At 57.0% G+C, this 20,627-nt stretch carries 22 protein-coding genes; 13 read left to right on the forward strand and 9 right to left on the reverse strand.

Going from position 1 to position 20,627, the window contains the following annotated elements; genetic code table 11:
• Positions 1-79: 79 nt before the first annotated feature.
• The 3 genes from BJL95_RS19765 to lnt all read right to left on the reverse strand — a co-directional run bounded on the left by BJL95_RS19765 (position 80) and on the right by lnt (position 3,988).
• Entirely contained in the window at positions 80-796 is a 717-nt protein-coding gene (locus BJL95_RS19765) for a hypothetical protein (RefSeq protein WP_071160410.1), read from the reverse strand.
• A 62-nt stretch (positions 797-858) separates the two neighbouring features.
• Entirely contained in the window at positions 859-2,376 is a 1,518-nt protein-coding gene (locus BJL95_RS19770) for an alkaline phosphatase (protein ID WP_071160411.1), read from the reverse strand.
• Between the two features lie 118 nt (positions 2,377-2,494).
• Positions 2,495-3,988 (reverse strand): apolipoprotein N-acyltransferase, encoded by a 1,494-nt coding sequence (gene lnt, locus BJL95_RS19775; RefSeq protein WP_071160566.1) that lies wholly within the window; start codon positions 3,986-3,988, stop codon positions 2,495-2,497.
• A 128-nt stretch (positions 3,989-4,116) separates the two neighbouring features.
• Here lnt and BJL95_RS19780 point away from each other — a divergent pair, with 128 nt between their 5' ends.
• On the forward strand, positions 4,117-5,619 hold the full coding sequence (locus BJL95_RS19780) for a hypothetical protein (RefSeq protein ID WP_139306349.1): 1,503 nt from the start codon (positions 4,117-4,119) through the stop codon (positions 5,617-5,619).
• On the opposite strand, the gene BJL95_RS19785 is transcribed toward BJL95_RS19780, so the two are convergent.
• The 4 genes from BJL95_RS19785 to BJL95_RS19800 all read right to left on the reverse strand — a co-directional run bounded on the left by BJL95_RS19785 (position 5,597) and on the right by BJL95_RS19800 (position 9,345).
• Positions 5,597-6,508, reverse strand: a complete 912-nt coding sequence (locus BJL95_RS19785; RefSeq protein WP_071160413.1) for a 5'-nucleotidase — start codon at positions 6,506-6,508, stop codon at positions 5,597-5,599. The two genes, BJL95_RS19780 and BJL95_RS19785, sit on opposite strands and share 23 nt — an antisense overlap.
• A 5-nt stretch (positions 6,509-6,513) precedes the next feature.
• Entirely contained in the window at positions 6,514-8,250 is a 1,737-nt protein-coding gene (locus BJL95_RS19790) for an SPOR domain-containing protein (RefSeq protein ID WP_071160414.1), read from the reverse strand.
• Positions 8,251-8,311: 61 nt separating this feature from the next.
• Positions 8,312-9,043, reverse strand: coding sequence for a class I SAM-dependent methyltransferase (locus BJL95_RS19795; protein WP_071160415.1), 732 nt, complete (start codon positions 9,041-9,043; stop codon positions 8,312-8,314).
• Entirely contained in the window at positions 9,040-9,345 is a 306-nt protein-coding gene (locus BJL95_RS19800; RefSeq protein ID WP_071160417.1) for a DUF1244 domain-containing protein, read from the reverse strand. Before BJL95_RS19800 ends, BJL95_RS19795 begins: the two co-directional genes overlap by 4 nt.
• A 279-nt stretch (positions 9,346-9,624) precedes the next feature.
• Between BJL95_RS19800 and BJL95_RS25310 the strand changes: the two genes are divergently transcribed.
• The 5 genes from BJL95_RS25310 to BJL95_RS19825 are packed head-to-tail and all read left to right on the forward strand — an operon-like array spanning position 9,625 to position 11,871.
• Positions 9,625-9,777: a hypothetical protein gene (locus BJL95_RS25310; RefSeq protein WP_175463763.1), complete on the forward strand. Its 153-nt coding sequence runs from the start codon at positions 9,625-9,627 to the stop codon at positions 9,775-9,777.
• A 28-nt stretch (positions 9,778-9,805) separates the two neighbouring features.
• Positions 9,806-10,348, forward strand: a complete 543-nt coding sequence (locus BJL95_RS19810) for a septation protein A (RefSeq protein WP_064029296.1) — start codon at positions 9,806-9,808, stop codon at positions 10,346-10,348.
• Positions 10,348-10,650: a YciI family protein gene (locus tag BJL95_RS19815; RefSeq protein WP_064029293.1), complete on the forward strand. Its 303-nt coding sequence runs from the start codon at positions 10,348-10,350 to the stop codon at positions 10,648-10,650. Before BJL95_RS19810 ends, BJL95_RS19815 begins: the two co-directional genes overlap by 1 nt.
• On the forward strand, positions 10,647-10,922 hold the full coding sequence (locus BJL95_RS19820; RefSeq protein ID WP_071160421.1) for a BolA family transcriptional regulator: 276 nt from the start codon (positions 10,647-10,649) through the stop codon (positions 10,920-10,922). The genes BJL95_RS19815 and BJL95_RS19820 overlap by 4 nt, the downstream gene beginning before the upstream one ends.
• 1 nt (position 10,923) lies before the next feature.
• Positions 10,924-11,871, forward strand: coding sequence for a peptidylprolyl isomerase (locus tag BJL95_RS19825; protein WP_071160423.1), 948 nt, complete (start codon positions 10,924-10,926; stop codon positions 11,869-11,871).
• A 74-nt stretch (positions 11,872-11,945) separates the two neighbouring features.
• On the opposite strand, the gene BJL95_RS19830 is transcribed toward BJL95_RS19825, so the two are convergent.
• The gene (locus BJL95_RS19830; RefSeq protein ID WP_064029286.1) at positions 11,946-12,131 is read right to left on the reverse strand and encodes a bacterioferritin-associated ferredoxin; all 186 of its coding nucleotides are present in this window, start codon (positions 12,129-12,131) and stop codon (positions 11,946-11,948) included.
• Positions 12,132-12,371: 240 nt separating this feature from the next.
• Between BJL95_RS19830 and BJL95_RS19835 the strand changes: the two genes are divergently transcribed.
• Genes BJL95_RS19835 through BJL95_RS19855 form a run of 5 tightly spaced genes read left to right on the forward strand, consistent with a single transcriptional unit; the run spans position 12,372 to position 18,332 of the window.
• A complete protein-coding gene (locus BJL95_RS19835; RefSeq protein WP_071160425.1) occupies positions 12,372-12,848 on the forward strand; it encodes a formate dehydrogenase subunit gamma in 477 nt (158 codons plus the stop codon).
• A complete protein-coding gene (locus BJL95_RS19840) occupies positions 12,848-14,386 on the forward strand; it encodes an NADH-quinone oxidoreductase subunit NuoF (RefSeq protein ID WP_071160427.1) in 1,539 nt (512 codons plus the stop codon). Before BJL95_RS19835 ends, BJL95_RS19840 begins: the two co-directional genes overlap by 1 nt.
• A gap of 21 nt (positions 14,387-14,407) precedes the next feature.
• Positions 14,408-17,257 carry a formate dehydrogenase subunit alpha gene (fdhF, locus tag BJL95_RS19845; protein ID WP_064029280.1) on the forward strand — a complete coding sequence of 950 codons (2,850 nt, stop codon included), beginning with the start codon at positions 14,408-14,410 and terminating at the stop codon, positions 17,255-17,257.
• Between the two features lie 13 nt (positions 17,258-17,270).
• Positions 17,271-18,110: a formate dehydrogenase accessory sulfurtransferase FdhD gene (gene fdhD, locus BJL95_RS19850; RefSeq protein WP_071160430.1), complete on the forward strand. Its 840-nt coding sequence runs from the start codon at positions 17,271-17,273 to the stop codon at positions 18,108-18,110.
• Between the two features lie 3 nt (positions 18,111-18,113).
• Entirely contained in the window at positions 18,114-18,332 is a 219-nt protein-coding gene (locus BJL95_RS19855; protein WP_064029275.1) for a formate dehydrogenase subunit delta, read from the forward strand.
• A gap of 145 nt (positions 18,333-18,477) precedes the next feature.
• On the opposite strand, the gene BJL95_RS19860 is transcribed toward BJL95_RS19855, so the two are convergent.
• The gene (locus BJL95_RS19860; RefSeq protein WP_071160432.1) at positions 18,478-19,017 is read right to left on the reverse strand and encodes a hypothetical protein; all 540 of its coding nucleotides are present in this window, start codon (positions 19,015-19,017) and stop codon (positions 18,478-18,480) included.
• A 481-nt stretch (positions 19,018-19,498) separates the two neighbouring features.
• Between BJL95_RS19860 and BJL95_RS19870 the strand changes: the two genes are divergently transcribed.
• On the forward strand, positions 19,499-19,834 hold the full coding sequence (locus tag BJL95_RS19870) for a DUF1508 domain-containing protein (protein ID WP_064029561.1): 336 nt from the start codon (positions 19,499-19,501) through the stop codon (positions 19,832-19,834).
• 57 nt (positions 19,835-19,891) lie between these two features.
• Positions 19,892-20,506: a hypothetical protein gene (locus BJL95_RS19875; protein WP_064029269.1), complete on the forward strand. Its 615-nt coding sequence runs from the start codon at positions 19,892-19,894 to the stop codon at positions 20,504-20,506.
• Positions 20,507-20,627: the final 121 nt, after the last annotated feature.

Genomic DNA, 20,627 nt, shown 5'->3' on the forward strand with positions numbered 1-20,627 from the left:
GCGGTTTAACCAAGCTCGCGGTGTGCCGAATCTACGACAGACCGCCAACCGCCCTCCCCTGATTACCGAACTCATCCAGTTAATGCTCGTGATGATGGCCGCCTTTCAGCGTCGGTAAGATCGATTTGACAAAAGGATCGCCCTCCTTATCGCCGAGATCGGCATAGTCTGTGTGTCCGTAGTCCTCGTCGCGCAGTTCCGGCCAGGGCGCTTGTCCAGTCGGGTATAGTGCCACCAAACGGGTGACTAACAGATGACCGTGCTCCTGGCGTCGAATCAGTGCCGGCAGTTGTTCCCGGTTCAACCACAAAAGTTCTTCGATTTCGCCCTGACCCGACCGGTATCGCAAGGCGACCCGTCCCAGCGCGGATTCCTCGCCGTCCGCCTGTAAGCCACCGAGCTCGGCGGGACTAAGCAAGGTGGCGACCGCCCGCCAATCGGGCACCGCCGCCAGAGCTTTCAAATCACCCGGCTGATAGTCGATGGTTTGGCGTTGACCGTGGAATACTTTTTGATAAGCGATGTCGCCGCCGGCCAGCCGTCGCCAAACTTCGCCGCTGTCGTCGCTCAGATTGTGGGTTTCCACCCGATCAGCGTGGCGGACAAAACGCCAACGATACACTCGCGTCGTCTCGTCACCGTGCGTGTCGGTTTCGAGTACTTCGGTTTCGAATTCGGCCGCCAGCGGCGGCATCGCCTCCACCGCCTGAATTTGCAAAGGGCTCGGCAACTGGGATTGACATGCGGTCAAGCTCATCAGCAAAACCAAGCAAACGGAAAATACGGTTTTCAACATCGATACTCCAAACATAAAAAAGGGGCGCCGGTTGGCGCCCCTACAACGCAGTCAACCAACGCTTACTGGCCGACAGGCAATTTCAGCGCCCGCGCCATCACGTGGTAGATGTAGCTCTGTTCTTGCACACCATGGAACAGATGAGCTTTCGGGCCGTAAGCGTAAATCGCCACGTCCTCGCCGGCATGGGTTTCGCTAGCCATCGGTATCGCGGCTTCCTGCAAGAAGTCCGGATGTGATGTATCGACGTCTGTCAAATCCGGGCGGGGGTTGGGACCACGGTAGCCGGGGCCGTTGGCGTAACCCAGCGTCGTATAAGGTAAACCGTTGCTGTCCTTGGCGAAGACCGTCGCGCCCGGTTCCTTGACCAATCCGGTAATTGGATTGCCGCGTCCCGGATAGCCGGCGATGGTAAAGGTGTGGCTATGGTCAGCGGTGACGACGATGAGCGTATCCTTGGCGTCGGTTTTTTCGACGGCCTTGCGCACCGCATTGGATAACTCGACGGTATCCGCCAGCGCCCGGTAAGCGTTACCGGCGTGGTGAGCGTGGTCAATGCGGCCGGCCTCCACCATCAGCACGTAACCTTTACGGTTTTTCGACAGAATATCGATGGCTTTTTCGGTCATTTCGGTTAGCGAAGGTTCGCCACCGGTGTCGTTGGCTCGATCGGTTTCGTACTCCATGTGCGAACGTTCAAACAGCCCCAACAGATGATCGGTGCTTTTCGCGTCCACCGCATCGAAACCGGTTTTATCGTAAACATAAGCGGATTTGGCGTAGTGGCTCAGCCATTGCTGAGTCAGATCCAAGCCGTCCTTGCGACCGCCCTTGCTGGCGGTGTCTTCCGGGTCGGTCTGGGTATTGGGTAGGAACATGCTACGACCGCCGCCCATCGCGACTTCCAGGCCGTCGCCGTAGCTGAAATTGACCAATTGCTTGGCAATATCGCTAACGGTGGCGTCGGCCGGCATTTGCGCGTCGGACTCCCAATCCCGCTCGGACGTGTGCGCATAGCAAGCAGCCGGAGTAGCGTGGGTAATCCGAGCCGTCGAGACGATACCGGTGGACAGGCCGCGCTCCTCGGCCTGCTCCAACAGGGTTTTGACTTTGTATTGGTTAACGACTTCCGCGCTTTTCTCCTTACGCGCGACTTCCATGCTGACCGACAACTCACCGTCGTTGGTCTTGACGCCGGTGATCATCGCGGTCATTGTCGGCGCCGAGTCGGAAGTTTGCTGATTGACACTGTAGGTTTTCGACAAAGCCATGTAGGGCGCTTTTTCGAAACTCAGCAGATTTTCCTCGCCACCGCGATTGTCGGCCTTACCTTGGCCTTCGAAAATGCGGGCCGCGGTCACGGTCGAGATGCCCATGCCGTCGCCGACAAACAGAATTACGTTCTTGGCGTGACGATCGATCGGTTGCAGGTCTTCGGCGACGCGAATGCTGTGCTGGCCGTTTTGCCGCCAATAGTCGGCATTTTCGACCGTGGTTTCGGCGACCGCCGCGACGGATAGAGTCAACAACGCGGCTGCCAGACCGGCCGACAGCAACGATAAAGGGTGGGGGTTGCGCATGGAATGTCCTCGGGGGCGAATAGCGGCGCCTCGCCTAGCGCCTTGGTTTTTGGAAGCGGCGAATCGGTTAACGTCCGCCAGCCTAAAGCCGGAATGAGAAAGTACCGTGACAAACTGGTTACGGTTTTATGACAAGCCACCCTATCTTTAGCGCCCCCACCCCAGCCACTAACACCGCCAACACCCATACGTCCCCGAAGCGCGCGTAGGGCGTGACGCCGCGCATCGGCACGATGTCGGCGGTCACTGTGGTAGCGGTAAAGCTCGGCGCGACGGAGAGTATGCGGCCGTCGGGGCCGACGAAGCCGGTCACGCCGGTGTTGGTGGCTCGGACCAAATAGCGGCCGGTTTCCAGGGCTCGCATCCGCGCCATTTGCAGGTGCTGATACGGTTGAGCGGAGTCGCCGAACCAAGCGTCGTTGGTCAGATTGACGATGTAGGCGGCATCGGCGATTTGGCGAGCTACCAATTCGCCAAAGGCGTCTTCGTAGCAAATGGTGGTCACAAATCGATAGCCGCCGGCCGACAGCAAGGGCTGGCGGTCGGCGCCGGCGGCAAAGTCGCCGAGCGGTATCGCCATTAGGTCCAAGATCCAGCCGGACAGGGGTTGTAGCGGCAAATACTCGCCGAACGGCAGTAAATGATGTTTATGATAGAGCTGCTGGTTCTCGCCCAAGGCCAGCACGCTATTGTAATAGTGCTTTCCCTGTCCACCGCTGGGAAGTCCCAACACCAGTTCGGTGCCGTGGCGCAGCGCATCGGAGCGCAAGGGCTCGATAAATTCCGCTTGCACTTCGTTTAAAAAGGCCGGCACCGCTGTTTCCGGCCAAATCACGACGTCCGAATCCCAATGCGCTTCGGTTAAATCCCGGTAGAGGCTCAAAGTGCCGGCACGTTGATCGATGTCCCATTTTCGATCCTGGCCGACATTGCCTTGCACCAAAGTCACCTTAAACCGCGCGCCGGCCGGCTCGGTCCAGGCCACGCCGCGCAAAACCGCTCCACCCGACCACATCAGCAATACCACCGGCAAACCTCGCCGCCAAGGGATCGTCCCGGCAACGATCTCCACCCAGGCGAACGCCGACAGCGCGAGCAAAAACCCCACGCCGTAGACGCCGACGATCGGCGCGTAGCCGGCCAACGGCGTATCCGACTGCGCATAGCCTATCAACAACCAAGGAAAGCCGTTTAGCAAGCAGTCGCCGCGCAAATATTCGACCACGACCCACACCGCCGCGAATAGCGTCGCTCGGGTCCATGCCTTGGCACCGGCGTTGAACTTGACCGCCAGGTAGCCCGCCAAGGCCGGAAAAACCGCCCACGCCCCGATTAACAAGCCGGTCAACGCCGTAGCGGCGGCGGGTTCGGCGTCACCGAAATCGTGGATACTGATGTAAACCCACCACAGACCGCTACCAAACAGACCTAGACCGAATCCGTAACCCAGTACGGCGGCACGCTTCGCGGATCGGTCCAGCCAAGTCCAGTACAGTAAAGCCAGCGCCGGCAAGGCCAGCCAGGGCAGATCGTAGGGGGAAAACGCCAAGGTCAGCGCCGCGCCGGCCGTCGGCGCGATCAAGTAGGCGGTCCATCGGGGAAGTTGGGACATGGAATGGGTTTCGACGCAAATGGAGGCCATTGTATGCGGCGAACCTCGCCTCGCAAAATTGCCGCGCCGCGAACCGTCAAGCTAAGCTAAACTTGGAAATATTTCGTCATAGCTCCGTCGGCCGATTCATGCCCACCCAAACTTCGCTGCCGTTTCCGCTCGAATCCGAATCGGCAACCGCCTGGTTGCAATCGCTCAGTTCGCTGCCGCCCGCCAACGCGGCGAATCGCCTCAACCAAGCCTGGAAGACCTTGAGTACTTCACCGCTAAGCGGCGACAATCCGCTAGCAACCATGATCGGTATGGTCCCGCCCACACTGCATCTGGCGCAAGGCTTGGCGGTTTTTGCCCGCGCCGAATGGCCGGCGAACGCCAAATCCTGCAAGGCCGCCAAACTGGCGATACAACTGTTTCGCCACGCCAGCTTGGCTTTTGCTCGGCTCGCGTCCGGCTTGAGCGACGATGCGGAACGCGGCCGGGTAGCGATGTTTTATGCGCTGCAATTGGCCGGTTTTTGCCTGCGAACCGGCGCCCGCTTTTACGAAGCGCCCTCGGCGAGTTTGTGGAAAAAGTCCGCGCAATTGTATCTGCTCGCCGAAAAACAACGCTGGCTGAATCAAGCAATTTCCGTCAAAGTCGCTGATTTTAAAAACGCCGGCACACTGGACGCCGTATTCAAACGCAATCTGCTATTCACACTTTGCGCTCCCAACCGTTACTCCGAAACCGAAATTGATCAGCTGTTCCAATTTGCCGGACAGACTCAGCATTTACTGCAATTCAACCGCCACGATGTCGGCGATTTCGACTTTTATTGGGAATTGACCGACAGCGAACCCAAACCGCGCAGGCATCCGAAATGGCCGTTGCCCAAGGACTCGCTGGCGATCTCCACCCAGCGCTTGGGGCGAGCCTTGCAACAAGGCGAAATCAGCGTCGACATGGCGGTCGCCACCCGCAATCGCTTGGCTCAGCATTTGTTGGGCTACGACCAGATCTTTTCGTCGCTCACCATCGGCCCCGCTCAGCCCGCCCGGCTATTGACCGGTTTCGCCGCAGTGAGCGGCTATCTGCAGGGCGAAGACCGGCTCTCCAAAATCATGCGCTTAAGCGAGCAAAATCATGGCAGCCGTGCCACATTGCACAATATGACGCTGATGCCGCTGGAACACGAGAAAAGCTTTTTCAACCAATCGCCGAAGTCGAACGGCGCCGGCCATCTGGACAGCTTCGAAGTTCGCCTGCTGCGTTCGACCAGCAAGCAATTCCTGGTGGCGGAAAGCACGACCGGCAGCTTCGGCAACGGCGATATCGCCTTACTGTATCGCGAGCAACTCGCCGCCAAATTGGTGATCATCCGCCAACAAACGCTGTTTGACGATGCCAGCTTGTTGCTGCTGGAACCGATACCCGGAAAAATCGAACCTTACGCGATCGACAACCCACTGGGCAGACAGCAATGCGCTTTATTGATCGACGCCGAAAGCGCGTCTGCGGAAATCATCCTGCCGCCCGGCAAATACGGCACCCAAACAGACATCGCGCTGGCTCATTTCAAATCCGTGACACTGCTAGCCTGCGTGGAGCACAATCCGTGGTTTAACCGTTTCAAGATTCGGGCCGGTTCGTAATCCCGTTGGGGACGTGAGCGGCGGCCACCTGATGCAGCACCGCCGAGTCGCAATGGCCTTTTTGGTCGTCGAAGAAAATATCGGCGCCGAAGGCTTTCAAAAACGCCCCCTTGGGCATGCCACCGAGGAACAAGGCCTCGTCTATCCGAATTTCCCAGGCGCGCAAGGTCCGCACCACCCGTTCGTGGGCGGGCGCGGCCCGCGCGGTCACCAGCGCGGTGCGGATCGGCGCGGTTTCCGGACCGAAATGGGTCTGTATCCGGTGCAGGGCGCTTAAAAACGCTTTGAGCGGCCCGCCCGGCAGCGGCGTATGGGCTTCGTGACGTTCGTTGGCCGCGAATGCCGCCAAGCCGTGTTGCTGGTAGATGCGCTCCGAATCGTCGGAAAACAAGACCGCGTCACCGTCGAACGCGATCCGCAATTGGGAGGTCGGATTGCTGGCCGCGCCGGATACGATGGTCGCCGCCGGGCAACCGGCATCCAGCGCCTTGCGCACATCGTCGCCATTCGCGGACAAAAACAGATGGGCGCCGAACGCCGAAATATACGCATAAGGCGAGACGCCGCTGGTGAAGGCGGCCCGGGTGATGTTGAGTTGATGATGGGCGATGCTGTTAAATATCCGCAACCCGGTATCGGCGCTGTTTTGCGACAGCAAGATAATTTCCACCAGCGGTTCGTCCGGGAAAGCCAGGTTCAGATCGAGAAACTTTTTAACCAACGCGAATCCGAAACCCGGCTCGAGAATTTCGTTCTCGTGTTCGATCTGATAGCGGCAAAAAGCTTCCTTGCCTTGGGTTTCGAAAATCCGATGCGACTCGTCGAGATCGAACAAGGCGCGAGACGATACCGCCACCACCAGTTTTTGATTGGGCTTGTCGGCCGGCATGCCGCTCAATCCTTGACCTTGAACACGCTAACCGCGTCCAGATTCAAGGTTTTCTTGACCTTGGCGGCATAGGCGGCCGCCTCGTATTGGCTGGGGAAGCCATCAACGCTCAGCCGGTACCAGGTTTCGCCCTTGGCATCGCTTTTCGCGACCTTGGCCGGAACGCCCTTGCCGGCGAATTCCTCGGCCTTACGCTTGGCATACCAATCCTGCTTGAATGCGGTCAAATTGACCGCCCAATTTTCAGGAACAGGTTCCGGCTTTTTCTTCTCGGGCTTGACCGTCGGCGTCGCGGCGGCGAGCGGGCGAGCTTTTTCCAACGCGCCGACTTTAGACTGCAAGGCTTCGATCGCGGCGCCGATTTGCATGTCGCGATTGCCCAGTTCGGCCAGCTGCTTGCCGACATCGCCACCGACCGCCTGTCCTCCGCCACCGCCCTGGGCTTTTTTCAGTTCCGCGATCTGGGCTGCCAACACGCCATTTCCGACCGATAATTCGTCCAACTGCTTGCGCAGCATTTCCTGGTCGGCGGCGTTGGCGGCCGGGGCATTAACGACTTGCTCCTGCAATTTGCCGATGATCGTCACCAACTCGCCGACTTGCGACTTGGCGATCATGCCTTGTATGCCCAAACCGGTACCCAGCAGTAGCGCCAACGCCGCCACGCCGTTGGCGACGTAGGCCGCGACCGGTTTTTTGTTCGCGACCGCGTCCAAGCCTCGTTTGGTTTTCTTCTGCTCGGTCTGCAAACCGTCGACAGTTTCCAGGCACGTCGCCAATTGGGCTTTTTCAGCCTTTTCCAGAATATCCGCCTTGATCTGGCGCTGGTGGCGTTTTAATTCATCGATTTGGTGGGTCAGCGCCGCGATTTCGGCACTGTGATCCACCATTTGGATTACCGGCGCCGGGGCAACCACCGGGACCGGCTCAGGCGAGGGAGGCACGGGTATCGAATCGGCCGGCGGCGCTTGGGCGGCGGTCTGCGACTCGAATTCGTCGTCATCGCCCGACGGTTCGGCGAGCGGGGCGTCCTCGACACTCGCCGAGCCCAACGCGAACCCTGCCGCCAGATCGGCGACATCGTCGTCGCCAAACTCGTCGATAACAATAGGCGCAGATTCCGGTTCGGCTTCGATGGGTTTGACATACTCGTCGTCCGCCGAAATGTCGAAATCGGCCGTCAAAAATTCGGCGTTGCCAGCCGGTGCTCCAGTGTCCGAAAACTCGTCGATCTCTCGCATGGCGTCCAATTCGTCCCGTTCGTCACTTACCACTAATTCAGGCGTTTCGCCGACTTCGAATTCGTCGTCGATGGCCGCGATAGCCCGGTCGGCGACATCCGGTTCCGGAAACGGCTCGACATCCAGTTCCAATTCTTCCAACTTGGCCTCAACCCCGACATCGACCAAATCGGCGAATTCGTCGTCCAGCATTTGTTCGTGCTTGGGATTGATGTCGATGGCCGCGTCGAACTCGTCGCCCAACTTTGCGGCGGCGAGATCCAGATCCGGCTGAGCTTGCTCGGCCGCCAGCAAGGCGTCGATGTCGGCAAATTCGTCGCGTTCCGCCGCAGCCGAGTCGGCCACCACTTCGTGATCGACCAACAAGCGATCGATCGCTTCGTCGTCGTCGATCAAACCGACCTGCTCGGAAGCGGTTTCGCCGATATTGAGCATCGCGTCCAAATCGTCGGCAAACGCATCCAGGGTTTTCTTGGGCTTTTTAGTCGTCGGCTCGGCCATTTCGGTTTTTCTCCGTATTCAGAGGTTCAACGCCCGCGCCGCCGCGGCCGGTCACGCCGATTCATTTGACAGCGGTGACCAGCGCATTGACGTCCAGGCGATGCGTCAACGTCAGTTCGCGAAACCCGATTTCGGCCATCTGCCTGAGCGCCAAGCCTTCGCGCATGATGTGATCCTCGGATTCGTCGCTGAACAGGTGAATGATCCAGTGTTCCAGCAAATCCAGGCGGTTAATACCGGTCAAGGTCTCGAAATATCCGGCCACCTCGCGCTGGGTATTGCGGGTATGCGCCGGAATGTCGTCCAAGGCGTAACGGTCGCCGCAAACGAATCGGCCATCGTTTTTCAGAATCCGGTAAATTTCCACCAATACATCGCGGCGGTAATCGCATTGAAAATTATGCAAGGTATATGCCGATGCCACGACATCGACACTGGCCGTCGCCAACCCGCGCAATGCGGTCAAGGCGTCGTCGCCACAAAACGCCAGACGGCCCAGGTCGGCCCAGTGACTCAAGCTTTCGCGGGCTTGCGCTTGCATCGTCGGTTCGTTGTCCACGCTAAATACCGTCAAATTGTCGGCGGCCGTCAAGATCGATAACGTGGTAATGCCGGTACCGCCGCCCAATTCGACAACTTGCGCCAGCGTATCCCGCGTGCGACAGTATGTGCCGACTTCGGCACCGACCAAACGGCTCATTTCGGCCGCGAACGGGCAAATCAGCTTCAGCATTTGATATTCTCGGCCAATTACGCCGGAAAACATCGCGTCGAAAGGCGTATCGGCCGTCATGGCGCCACCTTTAATTTCAACTTGGCATCGTAGGCCGCCAACTGCTCCGGCGTGGCCTCGATCTGAAATTTCTCCTTCCATTCCCGATAGGGCATGCCGTACACGATTTCCCTTGCCTGTTCGTAATCCACTTTCGCGCCGCGTTCGGCGGCGGCGGCGGCGTACCATTTCGCGAGACAATTACGGCAAAAATCGGCCAGCAACATCAGTTCGATATTCTGAACTTCGGTATGGGTTTGCAGATGCTCAAGCAATTGCCGGAACGCGGCGGCTTCCAGCTCTATGTGAATGTCGTTTGCCATGAATTCCTCCCGTAAAAGCCGCATTTTACCAGCAATACCAGCCGCCTCATGTACAATTGGGGCTAAAGAATCTACAATGCGCTTCCGTCGATTTGGCCCCTGCATCGCTCCGTGAACACGATACACAGTTCATCTCTGGCATTTTATCCGACCGGCTACCAGAAGCCGTCGCCGGGCAATGCGGAGCAAAATCGGTCGCGGGCAACGTTGGAAAGCAATACGGGCAAGCCGCCCGCATTCGTGACAAAACCATCCGAGCCGGCAACGATCGACTCGGTTTTGACTAAGAATCCGCTCGGTAAGATCGATGAACAAGACGTGATCGCGGATCCTAAAGCCCGAAAAGCCTTGAATGCCTATAGCCAGACCATTAACCAATCGAATCGCCAACGCGTCGCCGAACTGGTAACCGGAATCGATTTATACGCCTAACCGTTTCTTTTTCACTACCGACCTACGTATGAAGCCCGTTTTAGAGTTCTTTCCTATCGTCTTATTTTTTGTGGCTTACAAACTTTACGATATTTATGTGGCCACGGCGGTAGTGATAGTTGCGACAATCGTACAAGTCGCGGCCTATTGGCTACTCTATCGCAAGGTGGAAACGATGCACTGGATCACATTAGGATTGATTCTGGTGATGGGTGGCGCCACCCTGTACTTGCAAGACGAACAATTCATCAAATGGAAATTGACGATTATCGAGTGGCTATTCGGCGGTGCGTTTTTGGTCAGCCAATTTATCGGCAACAAAACCTTTATCGAACGCATGATGGGCGCCAACCTTGAGTTACCGACGCGTATCTGGAAACGGTTGAATCTAAGCTGGTCCTTGTTTTTTATCGGCGTCGGCTTTTTGAATCTTTACGTGATGGCGCATTACAGCACCGACGACTGGGTCAGCTTCAAAACCTTCGGCGTACCCGGCCTAATGGTGGTTTTCATCGTCGTGCAAATGGCCTTTTTGTATAAGCACGTACCTGCGCCGGAGACCAAAAAATAATGCTTTACGCGATTATCGCCGAAGACCGTCCGGGCAGTTTGCCTAAGCGCTTGGCCGCCAGACCGGCTCATTTGGAGAGACTGCAAAGCTTGCAGGACGAAGGGCGCTTGATCTTGGCCGGCCCTCACCCGGCCATCGACAGCGACAATCCGGGAGACGCCGGCTTCAGCGGTAGCCTGATTGTCGCGGAATTCGCCGATCTCGACAGCGCCCGGACCTGGGCCGATGCCGATCCGTATTTTTCCGCTGGCGTATACGCCAGCGTTACCGTCAAACCTTTTAAACAAGTATTTCCCCAATGACCACCGACAACATTCGCCAAAAACTCGAAGCCGCCTTTCAGCCCGACTTAATCGAAATCATCGATCAAAGCGCCGCCCACGCCGGGCATGCCGGCAATCAGGGCGGAGGGCATTTCTACGTTACGCTAGTGAGCACCGCGTTCGACGGCAAATCGTTGGTCCAGCGGCATCAGTTGGTTTATCAAGCGCTGGGCGACATGATGAAAGACGAAATTCACGCCCTCGGCATCAATGCCTTAACCCCTACCGAAAACAGCAAAGGAAATTCTTGATATGAAATTAAAACTCATCCCGCTGATCCTGGCCGGTACCGCTCTGCTCTACGGCTGCACCCAAGAGAAGGCTCAGGAAGCAGCGCCGGCCGCGCCGACCGTCAGTAAAGCAGACGCCGTCGCGTCGGTCAACGGCACCTACATCGGCAAAAAAACCTTGGAGACTCTGGAAAAAGAAATCTCCGAGCGTAGCCAAGGCCAGTCCTTCCCAAAAGAGCAGCTACTGGAAGAATTGATTCAACGCGAATTGCTGATTCAATTGGCCGTGCAAAAGCAACTCGATAAAAGTCCCGAAGTGATGGAGCGCCTAGCCACGATTCGTAACTCCTTGCTTTCACAAGCGGCGTTACAGGACTATTTGAAATCCAATCCGGTCTCGGACGAAGAAATCAAGGCAGAATACGACTCCAAAATGGCCAATGCCGGCAACGAGTACAAAGCCAGCCACATTTTGGTAAAAACCGAAGACGAGGCGAAAAAATTGATCGCCGAATTGGATAAAGGCGGCAACTTTGCCGAGCTGGCCAAGAAAAACTCTATCGACCCAATGGGTTCCGAAGGCGGTGATTTAGGCTGGTTTACCGCCGACCGCATGGTGCCGCCATTCTCCGAAGCCGTAGTCGCGCTGGAAAACGGCAAATACACTAAACAACCGGTTCAGACTCAATTCGGTTGGCACGTGATATTCCGCGAAGACTCCAGAGCGGTTACTCCGCCGCCGTTCGACGCCGTCAAGGAACAGTTGCGGCCGATGCTGCAGCGCCAAAAAGCCCAGGCCATGATTGAAAACCTGCGGAAAAGTGCGAAGGTCGAAATCATGTTGCCGCCGGAACCGGCAAAACAACCGGAAGCACCTCAAGCAGCTGAGCCCACCGACCCAGCACCGGCGCCAACGGCCGACAAACCGGCGGAAGGCCAACCTTCTGAAACGGCCCCCGCAGCAAAATAGTCCGCTATTGCACAGGGCTAACCAGCCCTGTGCCTTCACCCCTCCGGCGTTAGCCGGACCCGTTCCTCTATAGCCTAAGCGGCTTGCGCCGGTTGATTGCGCAAATTTTCGTCGATCAAGGCTTTTATACTGGCGGTGCATTTACCGCAAACCCCACCCGCTCCGGTGCATTGCATAATCTGCTTACGACTGCATACACCTTCGTTCAAAGCTTGCTCTACCTGCCTATCCGTGACCGCTTTACAAACACAAATGTACATGGAATCCTCTCGGCAAATACAATCTGCATGTAATGATAACAATTATCATTTGGAAGTAAAGCGCTAAAATTCGATTTTGAATCGATCAGAACTAAAAATTCCGGACCGGGTCGAACAGACGATTGCCACCCCAAGTTGAGGAAATTCGCGGCTTTGAGGCATGACAACCAATTGCAAACTTCGCTTCGTTCATGTTTAAATAGCGTGCTAATTATTTTGTCATTAACTACAGGGCCAGTGATGCAAGACTATCAAACCCAACAACCCACAGTGTTGAAGATACTGGACGCTCATCGAGAGATGCCGGGGAATCTGTTGCCGATACTGCATGGTATTCAAGACACCTTGGGTTACATTCCGCCCGACGCAGTGCCGGATATCGCCAAGGCACTCAACCTTTCCAAGGCGGAAGTTCACGGAGTCGTTAGTTTTTACCATTACTTCCGGGTTACCCCGCCGGGCAAGCATACGATACGCATCTGCCGCGCCGAGTCCTGCCAGTCCATGAACAGTAAAACTCTGGAAACCCACGCAAAACAAACGCTGAACATCGATTTTCACGAGACATCCGCAGACGGAATGTTTTCGCTAGAACCGGTTTACTGCCTCGGAAATTGCGCGTGCTCCCCCGCTATCACCATAGATAACGAAGTGTTCGGCCGAGTGTCGCCGGAAAAATTCGATCAGTTGCTAGCCACTTTTAAAGGTACCGAATAATGACCCGCCTGTTTATCTCCCGCGACTCCACAGCGCTGTCATTGGGCGCTGAACTTGTCGCTCAGACCCTACAACGGCATACCGCCGGCCAAAACATTGAAATCATCCGCAACGGTTCACGTGGCTTGTTCTGGTTGGAACCGCTAATCGAGGTCGAAACCGACGCCGGCCGTGTCGCCTATGGCCCAGTACAACCGGAAGATGTCGCCTCCCTGCTAGCATCCGGCCTCTTGGAAGGCAAACAACACCCCTTATATCTGGGCGATATAGAAGCCCTTCCCTATTTTAAAAACCAGAACCGCCTGACCTTCGCCCGCGTCGGTATCACCGATCCCGTCAGCTTGGACGATTATCTGGCCCACGACGGTTACCGCGGCTTGAAAAACGCGCTGGCGCTGCAACCTGCCGACATAGTTAAACAAGTTACCGAATCCGGTCTGCGCGGCCGAGGCGGGGCCGCATTCCCGACCGGCATTAAGTGGAATACCGTGTTAAACGCCCCTGCCGAACAAAAATACATCGTCTGCAACGCCGACGAAGGCGACTCCGGCACCTTTTCCGACCGAATGATCATGGAAGGCGACCCCTTCGTGTTGATCGAGGGCATGACGATTGCCGGCTTGGCCGTCGGCGCCACCCAAGGCTACATCTATCTGCGCATCGAATACCCCCACGCCAAAATTGCCCTGAACCAAGCTATCGCTGCCGCCTATGAAAACGGCTACCTCGGCGAAAACATTCAAGGCAGCGGCAAGACCTTCCATCTGGAAGTCCGTAGCGGCGCCGGCGCTTATGTATGCGGCGAAGAGACATCGCTGCTGGAAAGTCTGGAAGGCAAACGCGGCCTGGTCCGCTTCAAGCCGCCGCTACCGGCCATCGTCGGCCTATTCGGCAAACCCACTATCGTCAACAACGTCATTTCGCTGGCCTCGATTCCGGTCATTTTGGATAAAGGCGGCGAATACTACAAAAATTTTGGGCTAGGCCGTTCGCGCGGTACCTTGCCGATTCAATTGGCCGGTAACATCAAGCACGGAGGCCTGTTCGAAGCCGCATTCGGCGTCACATTGCGAGAATTGCTGTACGACTACGGCGGCGGCTCCGCCAGCGGCCGGCCGATCCGGGCCGTGCAAGTCGGTGGTCCGTTGGGTGCCTATATGCCGGAAAGCCAGTTCGATACCCCACTCGATTACGAAGCCTTCGCCGCGATCGGCGCGGTTTTGGGCCACGGCGGCATCGTGGTACACGACGACACCACCAGCCTGGCCGACATGGCCCGCTATGCGATGGAATTCTGCGTCGAAGAATCCTGTGGCAAATGTACGCCATGCCGGATCGGCTCTACTCGCGGCGTCGAAGTCATCGACCGTATCCTCGATAACGTCGACAAAGCCAAGAACACCGAACTGCTGCGTGATTTATGCGACACAATGACGTGCGGTTCCTTGTGCGCCATGGGCGGCATGACACCCTACCCGGTGTTGAGCGCGCTGAATCATTTCCCTGAAGACTTTGGCCTCCAAGCCACCAAAGCCTAACCGATCCCCCGGAGGTAGCTTATGTCACTCAACAACGAAGTCGATTACGGAACGCCGGCCAGCGCGTCCCAACAAACCGTCAACCTTGAAATCGACGGCCATAAGGTGACCGTCAACGCCGGCACCTCGGTCATGCGCGCCGCCGCCGAAGCCGGCATCAGCATACCGAAGCTGTGTGCCACCGACCACCTCGACCCGTTCGGCTCCTGTCGGATGTGCTTGGTGCAAATCGAAGGCGCGCGCGGTTACCCTGCATCCTGTACGACACCGGTCGGCGAAGGCATGAAAGTCGTTACCCAAAACGAAAAGCTCGCCAAACTGCGCAAAGGCATCGCCGAACTCTATATTTCCGACCACCCATTGGATTGCTTGACTTGCTCCGCCAACGGCAATTGCGAATTGCAAGACACGGTCGGCGAAGTCGGTTTGCGCGAAGTCCGTTACGGTTTCGAAGGTGAAAACCACCTGAAAGCGGAAAAAGACAACAGCAACCCCTATTTCTCTTTCGACCCCTCCAAATGCATCGTCTGCTCGCGTTGCGTCCGCGCCTGCGAAGAAGTGCAAGGCACCTTCGCATTGACGATAGACGGCCGAGGTTTCGAGTCCCACGTATCGCCGGGCCAAGACCAACCGTTCATGGAATCGGAGTGCGTGTCTTGCGGCGCCTGCGTACAAGCTTGCCCGACCGCGACCTTGATGGAAAAAGCCGTGATCGACCACGGCCAGCCCGAGCACAGCGCCATTACCACGTGCGCCTATTGCGGCGTCGGCTGTTCGTTCAAGGCCGAAATGAAGGGCGAGCAATTGGTGCGGATGGTGCCGGACAAAAACGGCCAGGCCAACCACGGTCACTCCTGCGTCAAGGGCCGCTTCGCCTTCGGTTACGCCACCCATAAAGACCGCATTACCACGCCGATGGTACGCGACAAAATCAGCGACCCCTGGCGCGTTGTCAGTTGGGAAGAAGCCATTCAATTCGCGGCCGACCGCTTCAAACAATTGCAAGCCAAATACGGCAAGGATTCGATCGGCGGCATCACCTCGTCGCGTTGTACCAACGAAGAAACCTATCTGGTACAAAAGCTGATCCGTGCCGGCTTCGGCAACAACAACGTCGATACCTGCGCCAGGGTCTGCCATTCGCCGACCGGTTACGGCTTGAAAACCACCTTCGGCGAATCGTCCGGCACTCAAACCTTCGATTCGGTATTGAAATCCGACGTCATTCTGGTCATAGGCGCTAACCCGACCGACGGCCATCCGGTGTTCGGTTCGCTGATGAAACGCCGTCTGCGTCAAGGCGCCAAACTGATCGTCGTCGATCCGCGCGGCATCGATTTGGTACGTAACAGCCCACACGTCAAGGCCGACTACCACCTGAAACTTCGTCCCGGCACCAATGTCGCCGTCGTCACCGCGCTGGCCCACGTCATCGTTACCGAAGGCTTGATCAACGAGCAATTCGCGCTGGAACGTTGCGACGTCGAATCGTTCAACAAATGGAAAACCTTTGTGGCCCTGCCGCAAAATTCGCCGGAAGCCGTCGCCGAATTGACCGGCGTACCCGCCGAAGCGATGCGCGGCGCCGCTCGCCTGTATGCGACCGGCGGCAACGGCGCGATCTACTACGGGTTGGGCGTCACCGAGCATAGCCAAGGTTCGACGACCGTGATCGGCATCGCCAATCTGGCGATGGCCACCGGCAACATCGGCCGCGAAGGCGTCGGCGTCAACCCGTTGCGCGGTCAAAACAACGTGCAAGGCTCATGCGACATGGGCTCGTTCCCGCACGAGTTCGTCGGCTACCGCCACGTCTCGGATAACGCCACCCGCGCGCAATTCGAAGCGGCTTGGGGTGTGACATTGGCGTCCGAGCCCGGCCTGCGCATTCCCAACATGTTCGCCGCAGCGATAGAAGGCAGCTTCAAGGGCCTGTACGTGCAAGGCGAAGATATCGCGCAATCCGACCCGGACATCAACCACGTCCATCATGCCTTGCGGGAAATGGAATGCATCGTGGTGCAAGACATCTTCTTAAACGAAACCGCCAAGTTCGCCCACGTATTCCTGCCCGGCTCTTCGTTCCTGGAGAAAAACGGCACCTTCACCAACGCCGAGCGGCGAATTTCGCCGGTACGCCGGGTGATGACACCGCTGGGCGGCAAGGAAGATTGGCAAGTCACCCAAGACTTGGCCAATGCGCTGGGCTTTCCGATGAATTACAGTCACCCGTCGGAAATCATGGCTGAAATCGCCAGCCTGACCCCACAATTCGCCGGCGTCAGCTACGAGAAAATCGACGAGATGGGCAGCATCCAGTGGCCGTGCAACGACGAATCGCCGGACGGCACGCCAATCATGCATGCCGACCATTTCGTGCGCGGCAAGGGCCGTTTCCTGTTGACGGAATACATTCCGACAGCGGAACGCACCAGCAGCAAATACCCGCTAATCCTGACCACCGGCCGTATTCTGTCGCAATACAACGTCGGCGCGCAGACTCGCCGCACCGACAACGTCGCTTGGCACGCCGAAGACAAATTGGAAATCCATCCTCACGACGCCGAAGTCCTGGGCGTGGCCGACGGCGACTGGGTCGGCGTCAAGAGCCGCACCGGCGAAACCGTGTTGAGGGCGCTGATTACCGACCGAATGCAACCGGGCGTGGTCTATACCACCTTCCACTTCCCGCATTCCGGTGCCAACGTCATCACCACCGACAACTCGGACTGGGCGACCAACTGCCCCGAATACAAAGTGACGGCGGTACACGTGGCGAAGGTCGCTCAACCGTCCGATTGGCAACGTGAATACCGCGCCTTCTCCGACGACCAGCAATCGCTGCTGGACAACCGCATCGGCGCCGGCTAAAAACCGAGGCAACATGGACCCGGTCCCAGAGGAACTGGGCTGGACCAGCTATCGAACCGGCACGTTCGATAGCTGGCGCGGCCCCATCCATAGCCGAAAGCAAGACTACGTGGCCGAGGAAGTACCGGTAGTGCTGGTCTACAACACGATCCCTCACGTTGTCATGCTCACCACGCCGCTAAATCTGGAAGACTTCGGTCTCGGCTTCAGCCTGACGGAAGACATCATCCGCCACCCAGCCGAACTGCTTTCGGTCAAAGTAGTGCAGCGCGCCAAAGGCGTCGAAGTCCGTATGCAGATCCCGGAGGCACGCTTCGACAATCTGCACGGCAAGGGCAAGAACATGACCGGCCGCACCGGTTGCGGCCTGTGCGGCGCAACCACGCTGGAACAAGCCATCCGCCCGGCCCGCCGGGTCGGCGATGGTTCAATATTGGACGCCGCGCTGCTCAGCCGGGCTTTCGAAGCGATGCAGCAGCAGCAAGCGCTGAATTTGCTGACCGGCGCGGTACATGCCGCCGCCTGGCTGGAGCCGGAACGCGGCATAGCGATGGTGCGGGAAGATGTTGGCCGCCACAACGCCCTGGACAAACTGATCGGCGCGCTCGCCAGAACCGGTTGCGACTTCTCTGCCGGCTGGCTATTGGTAACCAGTCGCGCCAGCTACGAAATGGTCCAAAAGGCCGCCAGCGTCGGCATTTCGCTACTGGCGGCCATTTCGGCACCGACCGCGCTGGCGATACGGCTGGCGGACGAATGCGGCCTGACCTTGGTCGGCTTCACCCGCAACGAAAACCACACGATTTATACCCACCCCTTTCGTTTACAACATTATCAAGAATCTGCCGCATAACTCATGGATAACAGCAATCTCGTCAAAATGGCCAATAACATCGGCGCGTTTTTCCAATCCGAGCCGGAACACGATGTCGCGGTCAGCGGCGTCGAAACCCACATCCGCAATTTCTGGGAACCCAGAATGCGCAAGCAAATCGTCGAATACTTGCAGCACGGCGGCAACGAACTGCTGGACATCGTCGCCGAAGCGGTCAAGCGCATCTCGCAAAAACCCTGATAGGCTTATAACACCCAAACTGGCCCGATCCGCGGCAAACGGATCGGGCTTTTTTGGCGACGTGTGCCGCCGCATCCCCCGCGAACGGAATGCGCATATCAAGCAAGACTCTCCGCAAATTGCGCCTTTAAAAACCCGCTACTCCTTATTCCGCAATGCTGCTTGCTTGAGCGCACTGTGTCCAGGCTGGCGCGCTCCCGCCAATGACCTCATCTTCGTTCGCATCGGGCGCGATCGGCGTAATCTGAATCTTTCGCTGAAGCTTGCCATCCGCCAGACGCCGCATTTCAAAGCCGATGGGCGAAACCCCGTGCGGAAACTGGTACTTATAGACCACACTCCTGCTATCGCCCGTAAAGCACCAACCGTAGATCATGCCGAAATCCCCTGTGAATCTTCTCAGACGGCTCTCCGGCCCCAAGACGGCAAGAAGGATGGGCTGCGGATAGGAAGTTCCCTGATTCCGATACATGGCTAACCAACCGGCGTATCGCTTGTTGGCGGACACTGCAGGCTTACTAAAGCCATCTTGATCTTCGATCCTCGGCGCTGGAAAGTTACTTCCGTCGGACCGGGTAAGTGTCAATCTCGCTCCATTTTCTTCAAGATGAGTCTCAAGGAATTCAGCGCCTTCGGCCGATGTAGCGGTTATAACCGTAAAGAGTAGCAAGACTTGGAGCTTCATAAGCACAAAAAAGTCCGAACCGGGTATTGAAAGCGAAGCTTAGCGTAGCTTCGGATAATCCGCATTTCTTGAAAATCCACCAAGTGCCGTTAACCCTGAAACGCGAGCCGCATTCGCGCCGGTTCAACCTAAGCCAACCTCTTCCGGAGAAGACAAATTCCATCATTTTCAAAACCCACGCCAAGCGTAGCTTCTTGTCCGGCAACCAAGCTATTAAGTTTCCGCTAAAGCATGCCCTATTTCGTAATCGAACCGCCGCCGTTGTTGTGTCGCGAACCCGACAATTGCGCCAGCACATCCAGATTGCCTATTGATTTTAAATGTTTTTTTTCTTGGCACAATGCTTGCGTTTGGATAGCTAGCGCCCACCGCCGTACCCAGGTTCTCCGTCCGCCTCGCTGTCTTAAAGCGTATCGGGACTTGGAAACCCGGCATTCAACCGGCGACGCCCCCCTTCAACCGACCAACTCCGGAGCAGATCATGCCAGCGACCTTTGAACTGAAAACCAACGAAGACAATCAATATGTATTCAACTTCCTGAGCAGCAAGGGCGAACTGATATTGATGAGCGGCGATTACCCCAATAAGGAAGAAGCAATACAGGGCATTAAAGAAGTCCGCACCGGTTCGTTAATGAGCCACCAAATCGCCGCCAGCCGGGTACCAGAGGGCGATACCTTCTTTGTCATCAAGGATACGGTGGGTAACATCATTGTTAAAAGCGTTTTATATAACTCGAACATGCTGTTCGACAACGCCCTGCACACGGTCAAGGACAATGCCTGCATCGCCGAAATCGTCGATTTGACCGCATAAGCCTCGTATCGGGGCGATTGTTCATTTTCTACCAGACAGCAATGAGGTATCGACACCATGGCAGGCGAACTTAAAATTGTTCGGGAATTGGCGACAGTTTGCGTCACCGCGGGCGAGTTGGCCGCGATCGCAAGCTTAATTAAAGACGAGCTCAAAAAGCCTGACTTTGTCGAACAATTCGACAAGATGGCGGACGCGATCGACGAATGCTACGCCATCACGGTGACGATTCTTCAACCGTGGTTAGAAATGACCAGCGAAGCCGAATTTTGCGAGAAATTCGACACCCTCCATGCTGACTACAAAGCCACGTATTTAACGATTACCAACCGACCGCGACTAGCCTCAGACCGGGCTTACATCGAGTACGTGGCGCTTCGGGAATTCAAGGAAACCCAAACCGCCTATCCCTTGCTGAAAATGACTTTCGCCCGCCTGGACGAATTTATCGACAAATGGATTACCAACGACGCCTGGCTGGCGATGACGATCGAGAATCTGGTAAAAATGCTACATCGTTACCTGAACGAAATCGCCGAACTCAAGCAAAAAGATCCGACCGACGCCTTTGCCATTTACCGAGCCTTGATGATGGCGTTTCGTCCGTTTTATGGTTTGCTGGAAACCGGCGAAGCGAAAGCCGAGCCCCGGCGCCTGGAAAGTACCGGCTAGACTGAACGGTCCAGCCGTTTCGCCGTAGATCGCGACGACAAGGGGGCGCTGTCGGTACCGCGCCTGACCGCCAGTTAACTCAGCAGCTGTTCGATGGCTTTAAGTCTAGAATACTTCCTCT

The organism is Methylomonas sp. LWB (assembly GCF_001856095.1).
In the GTDB taxonomy this organism is placed as follows: Bacteria; Pseudomonadota; Gammaproteobacteria; order Methylococcales; family Methylomonadaceae; genus Methylomonas; species Methylomonas koyamae_A.